Source organism: Odoribacter laneus YIT 12061 (genome assembly GCF_000243215.1).
Taxonomy (GTDB): Bacteria; Bacteroidota; Bacteroidia; order Bacteroidales; family Marinifilaceae; genus Culturomica; species Culturomica lanea.
On the sequence record NZ_JH594596.1, the window covers coordinates 81,101 to 94,938 of the forward strand.

At 38.1% G+C, this 13,838-nt stretch carries 14 protein-coding genes and 2 pseudogenes; 14 read left to right on the forward strand and 2 right to left on the reverse strand.

What is annotated here, in order from left to right; all coding sequences use genetic code 11:
* Window positions 1-207: 207 nt before the first annotated feature.
* Both HMPREF9449_RS16775 and HMPREF9449_RS16455 read right to left on the reverse strand, forming a co-directional pair.
* Entirely contained in the window at window positions 208-465 is a 258-nt protein-coding gene (locus HMPREF9449_RS16775; RefSeq protein WP_232211397.1) for a helix-turn-helix domain-containing protein, read from the reverse strand.
* A gap of 393 nt (window positions 466-858) precedes the next feature.
* On the reverse strand, window positions 859-1,065 hold the full coding sequence (locus HMPREF9449_RS16455) for a hypothetical protein (RefSeq protein ID WP_009135240.1): 207 nt from the start codon (window positions 1,063-1,065) through the stop codon (window positions 859-861).
* 349 nt (window positions 1,066-1,414) lie between these two features.
* Between HMPREF9449_RS16455 and HMPREF9449_RS16935 the strand changes: the two are divergent.
* The 14 genes and pseudogenes from HMPREF9449_RS16935 to HMPREF9449_RS00485 form a co-directional block, all read left to right on the forward strand.
* A pseudogene (locus HMPREF9449_RS16935) lies at window positions 1,415-1,741 on the forward strand (tyrosine-type recombinase/integrase); the annotation flags it as partial.
* Between the two features lie 490 nt (window positions 1,742-2,231).
* Window positions 2,232-2,777: a UpxY family transcription antiterminator gene (locus HMPREF9449_RS00430; RefSeq protein ID WP_009135242.1), complete on the forward strand. Its 546-nt coding sequence runs from the start codon at window positions 2,232-2,234 to the stop codon at window positions 2,775-2,777.
* A 1-nt stretch (window position 2,778) separates the two neighbouring features.
* Window positions 2,779-3,171 (forward strand): hypothetical protein, encoded by a 393-nt coding sequence (locus HMPREF9449_RS00435; RefSeq protein ID WP_009135243.1) that lies wholly within the window; start codon window positions 2,779-2,781, stop codon window positions 3,169-3,171.
* 507 nt (window positions 3,172-3,678) lie between these two features.
* Window positions 3,679-3,999 carry a nucleoside-diphosphate sugar epimerase/dehydratase gene (locus HMPREF9449_RS16785; protein WP_232211398.1) on the forward strand — a complete coding sequence of 107 codons (321 nt, stop codon included), beginning with the start codon at window positions 3,679-3,681 and terminating at the stop codon, window positions 3,997-3,999.
* Window positions 4,000-4,171: 172 nt separating this feature from the next.
* Window positions 4,172-4,889 (forward strand): annotated as a pseudogene (locus tag HMPREF9449_RS16790) (polysaccharide biosynthesis protein).
* Window positions 4,890-5,210: 321 nt separating this feature from the next.
* Window positions 5,211-6,512 carry a nucleotide sugar dehydrogenase gene (locus HMPREF9449_RS00445; protein ID WP_009135246.1) on the forward strand — a complete coding sequence of 434 codons (1,302 nt, stop codon included), beginning with the start codon at window positions 5,211-5,213 and terminating at the stop codon, window positions 6,510-6,512.
* Between the two features lie 6 nt (window positions 6,513-6,518).
* Complete coding sequence (locus tag HMPREF9449_RS00450) at window positions 6,519-6,935, forward strand: WbuC family cupin fold metalloprotein (RefSeq protein ID WP_040611137.1); 417 nt, start codon at window positions 6,519-6,521, stop codon at window positions 6,933-6,935.
* Entirely contained in the window at window positions 6,929-8,137 is a 1,209-nt protein-coding gene (locus tag HMPREF9449_RS00455; RefSeq protein WP_009135248.1) for a UDP-N-acetylglucosamine 4,6-dehydratase, read from the forward strand. The genes HMPREF9449_RS00450 and HMPREF9449_RS00455 overlap by 7 nt, the downstream gene beginning before the upstream one ends.
* 15 nt (window positions 8,138-8,152) lie before the next feature.
* Entirely contained in the window at window positions 8,153-9,292 is a 1,140-nt protein-coding gene (locus HMPREF9449_RS00460) for a LegC family aminotransferase (protein ID WP_009135249.1), read from the forward strand.
* A gap of 40 nt (window positions 9,293-9,332) precedes the next feature.
* The gene (locus tag HMPREF9449_RS00465; RefSeq protein WP_009135250.1) at window positions 9,333-9,974 is read left to right on the forward strand and encodes a PglD-related sugar-binding protein; all 642 of its coding nucleotides are present in this window, start codon (window positions 9,333-9,335) and stop codon (window positions 9,972-9,974) included.
* Complete coding sequence (locus tag HMPREF9449_RS00470; protein WP_009135251.1) at window positions 9,967-10,980, forward strand: N-acetylneuraminate synthase family protein; 1,014 nt, start codon at window positions 9,967-9,969, stop codon at window positions 10,978-10,980. Before HMPREF9449_RS00465 ends, HMPREF9449_RS00470 begins: the two co-directional genes overlap by 8 nt.
* A complete protein-coding gene (gene neuC / locus HMPREF9449_RS00475; protein WP_009135252.1) occupies window positions 10,977-12,080 on the forward strand; it encodes a UDP-N-acetylglucosamine 2-epimerase in 1,104 nt (367 codons plus the stop codon). Before HMPREF9449_RS00470 ends, neuC begins: the two co-directional genes overlap by 4 nt.
* Before the next feature lie 16 nt (window positions 12,081-12,096).
* Complete coding sequence (locus tag HMPREF9449_RS00480; protein WP_009135253.1) at window positions 12,097-12,780, forward strand: acylneuraminate cytidylyltransferase family protein; 684 nt, start codon at window positions 12,097-12,099, stop codon at window positions 12,778-12,780.
* Window positions 12,781-12,782: 2 nt separating this feature from the next.
* Window positions 12,783-13,826, forward strand: a complete 1,044-nt coding sequence (locus tag HMPREF9449_RS00485) for a nucleotidyltransferase family protein (RefSeq protein WP_009135254.1) — start codon at window positions 12,783-12,785, stop codon at window positions 13,824-13,826.
* The last annotated feature ends 12 nt before the right edge of the window (window positions 13,827-13,838 follow it).

Here is a 13,838-nt window from a genome sequence, read left to right on the forward strand (position 1 = left end):
AGTCAATCTACAAGCTTCATCTATAGATATTTGCCCATCAATATGTTTCTTGCTCCAGTAAGTTTTACTACGATTGAAAGTTCGAAGTATGTTGTTTTTCTTAACTACTACAGATATCCACGACTATTTTATATGATATTTCTCTTTGACTTTCTGCGGCAGTGTAGAAGTCTGTAATAGGTGCTTTTTCCTTTATAGGAGTACAAATTATGTTGGATGATTGAATAACTCATCAATATCTTCTTTCTTTAGAAGATATTTGTAACCTAATCGAATGACTTTTAATTCACCTCGCTTAATATAACTATAAACGGTTGGTCGACTAACTCCAAGATAAATTGAAGTTTCGCTGATTATAAGAAGTGGTTTATCCTTAAGGCTTCCGATAGGCTTTTCTTCAATTCGTTTTTCTACGATTTGATTATTTGCTTTGATTGCATCATCACATTTCCTTTTCTTGTACAACGCATTGGCGCATTGTTTGGAACAACACGCTGTTGTTGTCTTTTAGGCGATAAATTACTTGCCGCACCAAGTGCAAATTTTTTTAATTTTCAGGTTATTACTCATTTTATTTCATCTTTATTTCTCCGTTATTTCTGTAAAATTCCGTAAAACCATGTAAAATGGCGTAAAGTTTCTCCACGACCTTTCCAATGGAATGATGGGCATTAACAAGCGAGCAACAAATGCGTTACAAAAATGAGCTGAAAAAGCCCTATAAACGATAACTATCGCTTATAAGACTAAAAAGAAAGGCACTCTTCCCGAACGCCTTAATAATAGTTGAGGATATATGTTAATCGTTGGTAATTACTACTTATTTCCTGATGCAAGATTTGAAATTTTAACACATATTTAATTGAAAATCAATAGATTAATCAATAAACTTAGTTTTTCAGAGCAATAAACCGGCAACAAAATAACGCTCGGTTTTATATATATTAATAGATTTGTATTACTATTCATTAACATATATCCATCGATACGCTTTGTATTGTTGCCGTTCTCCTCGGCATACTCTACATATACCACCAAAGCTATATCCGAGCTGTCGAGTTGCATCTGTAGCTGAACTATATTCTTTTATCTGTGTACCTTCAAGGGTTAATTGCGAAATTTTTTTGCCATTCATATTCTTATGCGCAATAGCCATTTTCTCTCGGTACTCTTCTGTTTCCCACGCTCTTTTTATAGTTTGGCTCATTCGCTTTCTTCCCTCTAGGGTTGAGCAAACTTGGCTTAATTTTTCAGCTTGCTTTTTTGCTCTTTCAGGATTGTCCGCATGACTTTTTTCTGAACTAAACTTGTTTTGTATCTTTCCGATGGGTCTGCATATCGTTTTCTTGTTTCCTCTGATTTGATGTTTTTAGCTTCTGGATTATTCTTATAATATGAAACAGAAACGGCTGGCAGTCTTTATGTCTTTCCTATCATTACCGCAACTGATCCGGAAACAGCATACAATCAGTATCAGATTGCATTGAGTTACCACAATCGCAAGTTGAAGAGATGAGGGGAAAAAATCGGAGAACATTTGTATCTGTCCTCATACACCGCCAGGCATACATGGGCAACAACGGCGCGTAACCATAATGTGCCAATTTCTGTCATCAGTGAGGGTATGGGACACACCAGTGAAAGAACGACACAGATTTATTTAGCGTCACTCGAAAATTCTGTTATAGATGAAGCAAATAAGGGGATTTTAGGAAGATTAAATCGTGTGATTTCTCCGTAAGAAACCATAAATTTATTGCAAAATAAGGTAAAATCCTTGAGGTGAACAAATTTGTAGGCATCTATTTTTTAGGAATTTTTGAGGTTAAAAATATTCCACTCAATTTAAATAATTGATATTCAATGATTTAATATCAAAAATATCGACAAAGGCTTTTGTGCCCCATTTTTTACCTTCAAATTGGCATTTCAGATTAAAACTTTACAAAAAACTCGACCAACTTAACAAAATTGTCAAGTTGATCCGAGTATTTATTTGAATAACAATTAGTTATAGAACTATATTATTTCTTACGGAGAAACCATAAACACAGAAGATTTTTCTTGCAGTCAAATTAAAAATAATAAGATGGATTAATGGAGTAAAATATGAATGTGTTACGGCATGGATGTAAATCCTTAATTTTAAAAATAGCTATTTGTAACTGCTTGATTTATAAATTAATACACAATCTTGCAGGACTCAAAGAATTATCTTGTATCGGGTAAATATGGCTGATTCGGAGGAGAAAAATCAGGTTAGCTGGTATGCTATGCGAGACTTCACTCGTCCCAATGCCAAGCTGCCTGCGTACAAACTGTTAGCACAAGAAGGTCTTGAAGTCTTTACTCCGATGAAAGAGCAATTGAAAATCAAAAACGGAAAGCGTATAAGGGAGAATGTTCCTGTTTTACATGATTTGCTATTCGTTCACGGTTTACGAGATGATATTGACCCGATAGTAACCAAAACGCAAACTCTCCAATACCGCTACAAGAAAGGCATACAACGTACCCCCATAACGATTGTAGAAAAAGAAATGCAGCGTTTTATTCACGTTGTAAGGACATCAGATCGACCGAAATATTATCTCCCCGGTGAACTTACTCCTGATATGTATGGAAATCAGGTTCGTATCGTCGGAGGTCCATTGGATACATTTGACGGCAAACTCTTGAAACTGCGTGGTAGTAAGAAGAAGTATCTTATTGTTGAATTAAAAGGCTTGCTATCTGTAGGAGTGGAAGTATCTCCTGAATACATTACAATTGAATAATATGTATAGGTCAGACTACAACGAACCGTGCGGCGTTCGTTTAGTTCGTTTAATCAACACGAAATCCCTTGATATTGCCAAACGAGAGGTCAACAACACAGACAAAATGTGCTTGTATGGCACGGGCGGTTACTGGACTGCTTTCGAGCGTTCAGCTTACTTCCTGACAAGGATTTTTGGCAATTTGGAATTGTTTATAGTGAATAATCCGAATTATCCGTTTGCTATTGTCGGAGTTTCTGTCCCTGAAAAGAAACTCAAACAATGGATGAAGACTCATTTTGCATCTCGTCAGGATGCGGACTACATGGAATTCACGGTCAATGAAGTTGACCAACAAAAGTTCGGCAAATGGCACACAAAGAAAGTGAACGACTTTAAAGATGCAATGTAGGATGATAATTATACAGGCAGAAGTGTTTCTTGAAATATAATAGCCTATGAGTAAACAACTAACCCCCATCCCCCCGAAAGTGAGTCTGTGATAGAGAGATTAAAAACCTTTGCCCACCATTTTTATATGAATTATCTTGAAAGACTATACCACAAGAGTTACCTAAGCTCTGCTGTGGTTTTATGTTTAGACTTAGATGCTTCAGTTATAGCGTCATTGTTTGCTATTTCTTTGGCAAAACTGTTCTTCTCACCAAGTGGGATTAGTGCGACTACCGCGATATGGTGGCTCTCCGGGGCACTCCTGTTTTCGTGGTTTTTCTTTACGGCGTTCAAGACACAGAAGACAATCATACGCCACTCCACATTGCATTTAATGCGCAAGATTACTCTTGCCGTGATATGTAAATTCGTGGCGTTGCTCGTACTTTTATATACAGTGCCACCTGTCGGTTTGTCCTCTGTAATCTGAGTTGCATTGATTTTTGACCTGTTACTCTTGTTTGCAATGTTGGTAGTAATGCGCATTGCAATGATTGTGACGTACAACCTCATCAGGGAGCGTTCTGGCAAACAGCAACATAATGTGGAAAGAATACTTATCTACGGAACTGGAGATAAGAGTGTTGCTGTTATTACTAGACTTGCCGCATCCCCTCACTATAAGGTGGCAGGATTCCTCAGTTATGGTAACAAGTTGCAAGATTATAAAATATCAGGATCTCCGGTTTACAACTTCAAGGACTTAAAAAGTATAGAGAAGCTGAAAGAAAATTATAGAATTAACGATGTCCTATTTGCCATAGAGAATGATGTACAAAACGAGTAGGAACGGCTTGTGAAATTCTGTGTCGACTGCGGACTGAATGTTCTGATAGCACCGGGAATTGACGAGGTGGTTGACGGCAGACTAATGAAGCAGAACATACGCCAGATAAAAATCGAGGATCTCCTCGGCCGTGACGAGGTAAAGATAAATCTGAAAGAAATCCGAAACACCGATGCATAATATTCGTCTTGAATTCGAAGAACGATACCCCGAACTGGATTTCGTTCCTGGGATTGGCGATGTCAGACAAAAACTTCGCCTTGATTATGCTTTCCGAAAATGGCATCCGCAGGTGGTGTTCCATGCTGCTGCCTACAAGCATGTCCCGCTAATGGACGATAATCCTTGCGAGGCGGTGCTGGTAAATGCCACCGGCTCGAGAAACGTAGCAGACAAGCGCATCGAATACGATGTGGAGATGATGGTGATGGTTTCAACGGACAAGGCTGTAAACCCAACTAACATCATGGGTTGCACTAAGCGTCTTGCCGAGATATACGTTCAGACTCAGGGGGTTGAAATCGAGCAGAGAAGACACTGTGGTTACACCAAGTTCGTTACAACTCGGTTCGGTAATGTGCTAGGGTCAAACAGTTCGGTCATACCGAGATTCCGTGAACAGATTGCCAAGGGTGGACCGATAACGGTGACACGCCCGGAAATAACTCATTTCTTCATGGCAATCCCGGAAGCTTGCACACCTGGCTGTAAGAATGATAGAACTGGCAGGACTTATCCCGGGAGAGGATATCGAAATAGAATACACGGGACTGAGACCCGGTGAAAACTCTACGAGGAAGTCCTCTCGAACTCCGAGAACACAATGCCCACAGGCCACAACAGAATACGAATCGCAAAAGTCCGTCAATACGACTACGACGACGCTCTAATTGTAGCGCGCCAACTCGAAAACCTCTCCCATGAAGTCAAAATTCCAGAAATGGTGCGTCTCATGAAAAAGACAGTCCCAGAGTTCATCTCCAAAAACTCCGTCTTCGAACAATTTGACAAAATTCAGTGTAATGAACAAACAGATAAACTCCAACATAACACCACAGTATAAGGTCGAAAAAAGATGACGATTCTGAGTAATGTCCTTGGAACAATTCTATGTAAAGTAGAAGCAAAATAGAAAACATGGTGCAAAAAATCGCCTCTAAAAAAATTCTGTGAAAAGTCTTTATTAACAAAAATATACACTTTTAAATAATATGAAAATAGCAGTAGCGGGCACTGGTTATGTCGGTTTGAGCATAGCCACCCTTTTATCTCAGCACCATCAGGTTACAGCAGTTGATATCGTTCCTGAAAAGGTTAATTTGATTAACAGTAAAAAGTCTCCAATTCAGGATGATTATATCGAAAAATATTTGGCAGAGAAGCCATTGAACCTCGTAGCGACACTTGATGCGCGTTCTGCATATGTCGATGCAGAGTTTGTGATTATTGCTACACCTACAAACTATGACCCAATCAAAAACTATTTCGATACAAGCCATGTAGAGGAAGTCATTGACTTAGTGTTGAAGGTGAATCCGGAGGTTGTAATGGTTATAAAGTCAACTATCCCGGTGGGCTATTGTCGTAATCTTTATGTAAAATATGCCCAAAAAGGAGTAAAAAAGTTCAACCTTCTTTTCTCTCCGGAATTTCTTCGTGAAAGCAAGGCATTGAAGGACAACCTATATCCCAGTCGTATTATTGTAGGTATTCCGAAAATCATCGAATCAGAAGAGTTTGCAGAAGAGAACTCTGCAATTCGTGCAGTTGCAGATATGCCAAAACTCGAACAAGCAGCTAAGACATTCGCCTGTCTGCTTCAGGAAGGAGCAATCAAGGAGAATGTCGATGTATTGTTTATGGGGCTGAAAGAAGCAGAGGCCGTAAAACTCTTTGCCAACACATATCTCGCTCTGCGTGTATCTTACTTCAACGAACTTGACACATATGCAGAGGTCAAGGGACTTGATTCTCAGGCAATCATACGAGGCATCGGTTTTGATCCTAGAATCGGCACACACTACAATAATCCATCATTCGGTTATGGAGGTTACTGTTTGCCAAAGGATACCAAGCAGTTGCTTGCAAATTATGACCATATTCCTCAAAACATGATGAGCGCCATTGTAGAAAGCAACCGAACCAGAAAGGATTTTATCGCAGACCAGGTCTTGAAAAAAGCAGGATATTACGTTGGCTCAAGTGTTTGGGACACAAACAAAGAGCAGCTGGTAGTTATTGGAGTATATCGTCTGACAATGAAATCAAACTCAGACAACTTCCGCCAATCCTCAATTCAGGGTGTAATGAAGCGCATCAAAGCCAAAGGGGCTACAATCATTATCTACGAGCCTACGCTTGAAGATGGAACTCTGTTCTTTGGTAGTAAAGTCATGAATGATCTTGAAAAATTTAAGATGTTGTCAAATGCGATTATTGCAAATCGTTATGATTCATGCTTAGACGATGTGCTTGAAAAAGTGTATACTAGGGATATTTTTAAGAGGGATTAGATTTAAATGATTTTCGATAAATGTTTCTTTGATAGCTTATCAGAAAAAGCCAAGGCATCAGAATGCTTATGTATAAATTATGATATGCGTACGTCTATGGACGGCCAAAGTCAACGAATATTCAATGCCTTGGAACCGGGAACGATATTCCCTATACATCGCCATCAAAATACATCAGAAACTGTGATTGTTTTGTGGGGTGCCATGCGGGAAGATTTCTATAATGATAATGGTGAATTAGCTGCATCCTATATTTTGAAAGCAGGAACAGATAACTTTATTCTCCAGGTACCGGTAGGTCAATGGCATACTCTTACGTGTTTGGAATCAGACACAATCTTGTTTAATGCAAAGAATAGGACTTATTCTCCAGTCAGTATAGATGACATTTTAATTAAAAGTCTAAATAATCACAAATGTTAAACATTTCTAAATTCATATCTGAGAATGTGACTTTCCGTAAAGAAAGTTTGTTCAAAGCAGATATAGAAAATAATAAGGAACAAATTAGTCGAGAAGTGGAAGGCAAAAGCCTTTGTGTAATTGGCGGTGCTGGAAGCATCGGTTCATCGTTTATAAAGGCAATACTTCCATTTAAACCTTCAAAACTGGTTGTTATCGACTTGAATGAAAACGGTCTTGCGGAACTCACTCGCGACCTGCGTTCCACCGATGGAATGTACATTCCCGAGGAGTACCGTGCATATACATTGAATTTCGCAGACCCTATTTTTGCGAGGATTTTCCGAGAGGGGAAAGGTTTTGATATTGTTGCCAATTTCTCGGCCCATAAGCACGTCCGTAGCGAAAAGGACAAATATTCGGTTCAGGCCCTCATAGAGAACAACGATATCAAGGCAAAGAAATTTATGGATTTGCTTTGCGAGTATCCTCCTAAACATTTCTTCTGTGTAAGTACAGACAAAGCTGCCAATCCAGTGAATATCATGGGAGCGAGCAAGCGTGTCATGGAGGATATGATTATGGCCTATTGCAATAAATTCCCTGTAACCACTGCTCGTTTTGCTAATGTTGCTTTCTCTAACGGTTCCCTTCCCGATGGTTGGATACAGCGCCTTATGAAACAGCAGCCTCTTGCTGCTCCGAATGATGTGAAGAGATACTTCGTTTCCCCTCAGGAGAGCGGTCAGATTTGCATGCTCGCTTGCATCCTCGGTAATAATGGCGAGATTTTCTTCCCTAAACTTGGGGAAGACCAGATGATTACTTTCAGCAGTTTCTGCGAGAAGTTTGTAAAGACAGCAGGATATGAAGAGAAGCAGTGCTCATCGGATAGTGAAGCAAGAAAGTTTGCTGCCCAGAGGACAGAGAATTCTAAGGAGTATCCAGTAGTTTATTTCTCAAGCGATACAACCGGCGAAAAAGGCTTCGAAGAATTCTATATACTTGGAGAGAAAATCAATATGGAAAGATTCCAGTCTTTGGGTGTTATTGAAGAAACAACACATCGCCCAATGGATGAGGTTGAGTCCTTCTTCACTGACCTAGAAGCAATCTTCCATAAAGAAGAGTTCACGAAAGCAGAAATCGTTGCTGCCTTGAAATCGTTCTTGCCAAATTTTGAGCACGAAGAGAAGGGTAAAAATCTGGATCAAAAGATGTAATCATAGAAATATATCATGTATGAAAAAGTAATTTCTTTCATTCATAAACTTTATGGAACAGAGGAATTTGTCCCTCTGAGTGTTCCGAAGTTTATGGGAAACGAGAAGAAGTATCTGGAAGAGTGTATCGATACTACTTTCGTTTCCAGTGTAGGTAAATTTGTGGACCGCTTTGAGAATGATATGGCTGCCTATACAGGAGCCAAGAAAGCGGTAGTTTGTGTTAGTGGAACCAGTGCCCTCCATATGGCAATGATGCTTGTCGGTGTGGAACGAAATGATGAAGTTCTTACTCAGGCTCTTACATTCATTGCGACATGTAATGCAATAAGTTATATAGGAGCTCATCCTGTTTTTATTGATGTTGATAAAGATACAATGGGATTGTCACCGATTGCTGTAAAGAACTGGTTGGCAAAGAACGCAGAAATTAGAAACGGAGAATGCTTCAACAAAAACACAGGCCGCAGGGTAAAGGCATGCGTTCCTATGCATACTTTCGGTCATCCTATTCATATTGAGGAGTTAATCCAAATTTGCGAAGAATATCATATTGAGGTCGTGGAAGATGCTGCAGAGAGTATCGGAAGCCTTTATAAGGGTAAACATACCGGTACATTTGGCAAGGTTAGCGCAATCAGCTTCAATGGTAACAAGACAATCACAACCGGCGGTGGCGGAATGATGCTTTTTAATGATGGGGAGCTTGCAGCAAAAGCAAAGCACCTTACAACACAAGCGAAAGTTCCGCACAGGTGGGAGTTCCGTCACGACCATATAGGTTACAACTATCGAATGCCCAATATCAATGCGGCACTCGGTTGCGCACAACTGGAAAATATTGACAAATTTATTGAGAGCAAACGACAGGTTGCTGCCGAATATACCGAGCTTTTCAAAAATGTTGACGGCATCGATTTCTTCACGGAACCCGAAAATACGTTTTCAAACTATTGGCTCAATGCGGTAATTCTGAAAGATAAAGCAGCGCAGCAGGCATTCCTGCAACAGACCAATGACAACGGTGTGATGACACGTCCTATTTGGGAACTCATGAACCGCCTGCCTATGTTTGAGCATTGCGAGAATGATGGTTTGGAGAATACAATTTGGTTTGCTGATAGGGTTGTGAATATCCCGAGTAGTGTAAGATAACAAAAATTTTTATACGCAACTATTAATCATAATAATGAATATGGAGAAAATTGTAATTGTGGGAGGTGGAAGTTTTATTGGAAATATAATTAATTATATAGAGAACATGGATAAATATGAGATTGTAGGATACACAGATTTACAAGATCATGGTTCTTTTTGGGGATATAATTATTTAGGGACAGATGATATTTTAACGAAACTTTATAGCACCGGTGTTCACAATGCGGCAATTGGTGTAGGGAATAAGCTCAACAATACTGTTATTAAACAGAAAATTTTTAATAATCTTATCACTATTGGCTTTAAGTTACCTGTAATTAAAGGGCAAAATGTTATTGTTCATAAAGGAGTTACTCTTGGGAAGGGCGTTATTTTAAGAGATGGCGCAATTATTCAAAGTAATTGCAAAATTGGGGATTGTGTAATGATTGGTGATAATGCTATAATATCACACGATACAATTATCGAACCTTTCTCTCAAGTAGTTTCTGGATGTACTATTGGACGAGGAATCCATTTGGGAAAATCTGTATTTGTAGGATTTAATACAGTTATTACCAATGACTTAATAATTAACGACAACTGTGTAATAGGAGCTTGTAGCATGGTTAATAAAAATTGTGAAATATCTGGTTTATATTTTGGAATACCTGCTAAAATAACTAAAATATATGAATAACAACGTATATATAATAGCCGAAGTCGGCCCGAATCATAATGGAGATATTGGGCTTGCATTAGAAATGGTTGAAAAAATTGCTGCAACAGGTGTTGATGCTGTAAAATTCCAAATGACAGACCCTTATATGCTTTATAGTGATGATTCATTTAAAGCATCATATCAGAAAAAAAATGATTCGGCTAAGGGCGCGCGAGAAATGTCTTTGCGTTATCAGTTAAAACGTGATGAACATTTACTTCTTTATAATAAATGCAAAGAATTAAATGTCGATTATATCTGTACAGCATTTGATATGGAAAGTTTGTTGTTCCTTGACAAACATTTTGAAATGCCATATTATAAAATAGCTTCCGGAGAGATCTTTTCGATGGATATGGTAGATTATATATCAGAACAGGATAAGCCCATTATATTATCGACAGGTATGGCTACTTATGATGAGGTAAAGATGGCTGTCGATTTATTAAATAGAAATTTCAAAAAAGACATAACAATACTTCATTGCATTTCAAATTATCCGGCTAGGTTTGAGGAGGTTAATCTTCGCAATATATTGGAGATACGATCTCGATTTAACTGCAATGTCGGATTCTCTGATCATACAGTCGGAAATGATTGTGTGATAGCTTCTGTTGCGTTGGGGGCTACCATGGTAGAGAAACATGTTACATTGGATAAAAATGCGAATGGCCCGGATCATAAAGCCTCAATAGATATTGTAGAACTTCAATCCTTGGTATCTTCAATTCGCCATATAGAGGTTGCTATGGGAACAAGAGAAAGAAGTTTTAGTGAAAGTCAGCGTGAAATTGCACGTGTAGCACGTAAAAGCATCATCACTAAACATGCAATGAAGAAAGGAGACATTATCACGATGGAGGACATTTGTTTCAAGCGTCCTGGGACAGGTATACTTCCAATACATACGGATTTGGTAATTGGTAAGAAATTGACGGTTGACAAAGAGGCTGATAGGGTTATTTATGAAACCGACTTAGCATGAAAATAGGATTTATAACAGGAGCCCGTTCCGAGTATGGGGTTATGAAGAACGTTATTCGTTCCTTAGCGGCGGACGATCGTTTTAATGTTTGTATCATTGCAACGGGAATGCACTTTCAGAAAAAATATGGATATACTGTTTCTGAAATAGAAAATGATAATTTAGCACCTGTTGTTCCCATTCCATGCTATACAGAAGAACAAAGGGAAAAATCAGTTGATTTTACCTCTCTTATTACAGTCTTATACAATGGGCTTCAACCATTATCTTTAGATGCCGTATATCTTATCGGCGACAGGCTTGAAGCATATGCTGCTGCTTTAGCCGCTCATTTTCTTAAAATTCCGGTAATACATTTTGCAGGAGGCCAGATTACAGAAGGAGCTGTTGACAACATATATCGTTATAATATTTCAAATATATCATCTCTGCATTTAATTACCAATAAATATGCCTATGAAAGGCTATTGCAAATACCTGTAATAAGGCAAAAAGATCTTTACTTAGTTGGGTCTTCCGCTGTTGACAACATTTTTTCATTTTCTAAAGAAAAGCATACCGTATCAGAGATAGATGAAAGGTTGAATAATAATGAGTACGTGCTAATTACGTATCATTCACAAACCATTGGAGCTAATCGGATACCACTATGCCTTAAGGCAACGGTTAATACAGTTATAAATAAAGGGTTAAAGGTATTGGTGACATATCCGAATAATGATGATGGTAGCGATGCTATAATACAACAAATTGAAGAGTATAAAGAAAACGATAACGTGATAATTGTGCCTAATTTAGGTATGAAAAATTATTATAATGCCATTCTAAATTCTCTTTTTGTAGTAGGTAATTCCAGTAGTGGAATTATAGAAGTTCCCTACTTCTCTAAATTTACAATTAATGTAGGGAATCGTCAACAAGGTAGAAATTCCCCGAAAAGCGTATTAAACGTAGATGATAACCCGGATAAAGTATCAGAACTTATAGCTGATGTGATAGATGGCAAATATTCTCTTCCAGAACAAGAATATATATACGGTACGGGAAATAGCATTAGTGCCATAAAACAAGCTATTATAACACGCTTTATGGATAATTAAGCAAATAAGTCTAATTATGGATGCAGATACATTGGTTGTTATACCAGCCCGTGGTGGGAGCAAAGGTATTCCGCACAAGAACATTAATATATTTAATGGGAAACCATTAATTACATATGCAATAGACTGCGCGCGCGCAATAACTCTGGACAATAACATTTGCGTCTCAACGGATGATGACGAGATTATAGAGGTTGTTGAAAACTATGGCTTAAAGGTTCCGTTCAAACGTCCTGATTATTTGGCAACAGATCAGTGTAGCACTTATGACGTTTTGCTTCATGCCTTGGATTTCTATGAGTCTATAAATCGTAAGTATAAAAAATTGATTTTGCTGCAACCCACCTCTCCTTTTAGGACAAAGGGGGATGTTGAAAAAGCATCTGCTCTCTACTCTGATGACATTGATATGGTTGTCAGCGTAACCGATGCTTCCGGGAATTATTATAAAGAGGATCAAGAAGGACTTCTGAAAAATATTCTGGGAGAGACAGCATATACGCGTAGGCAGGATATGTCAAAAATGTGGAGGTACAATGGAGCTGTATATGTCATTAATGTATTAAGTCTGAGACAGATGCCTCTTTCTAAATTTCAAAGGATCCGAAAATATGAGATGGATGAAATTCATTCAATTGATTTAGATACAATGTTCGATTGGAAATTAGCTGAATTTGTTATCAATGAAAAATTAATATAAATATGAAAGCAAGTCATATTATTTCTCAGGATAAGACACTTTTAGATGCGTTGATTCAGATTAATAGTTTGAAGTCTCCGGAACCATTGGTTTTATTTGTTGTTGACGAACAATCGCGAATGATAGGTACACTCACTGATGGTGATACGCGTCGCGCATTGATTAGAAATTTACAACTAAAAGATGTAGTTAGTACTGCAATGCATCGTGATTTCAATTATATACGTGAAGATGTGGGTGAACTTGTCAACTGCTTGCGCCAACAGAAGGAGAAAAAAATGAAACTTGTGCCAATCCTTGATGCAAATAATTGTATTGTAGAAATCATAAATCTTGAGAAATATAAGACCAAGCTTCCCATTGATGCAGTGTTAATGGCTGGAGGTAAGGGTGAAAGGTTACGACCTTTAACGGAAAAAACGCCAAAGCCCTTATTAAAGGTGGGTGAAAAATGTATTATTGACTATAACATTCACAGCCTTGTATCTTATGGAGTAAAAAATATTTCTGTTACTGTAAATTATTTAGGAGAGCAATTAGAGGAGCATTTTTTGAGGACTATAAATGATGTAAAGGTAAATTGTGTACATGAACCCAAATTCTTGGGTACTATCGGCAGCATCAAGTTTGTAGAGAATTTTTACAACGACACTATTCTTGTGATGAATTCCGACCTCTTTACAAATATTGATTACGAGGATTTCTTTCTACATTTCAAGGAAAACAATGCCGAAATGTCCGTGGCAGCAGTCCCATATTCCATCAGTATACCTTTCGGTATCTTTGATTTGGATGGACGTAACATTTGCGGTCTGGTCGAGAAGCCCAAGTATAATTACTATGTTAATGCCGGTATATATTTGATTAGGAAATCCGCATTGGATGAAATCCCTGAAGATACTTTTTTCAATGCCACTGATTTGATTGAAAAACTTATTTCGCAAAATAAGACGGTCATCAGGTATCCTCTAAACGGAACATGGATCGATATAGGTACACCGCAAGAATATCAAAAGGCCCAAGATTTAGTAAGACATATGAAATAAGTGCTTAACTGA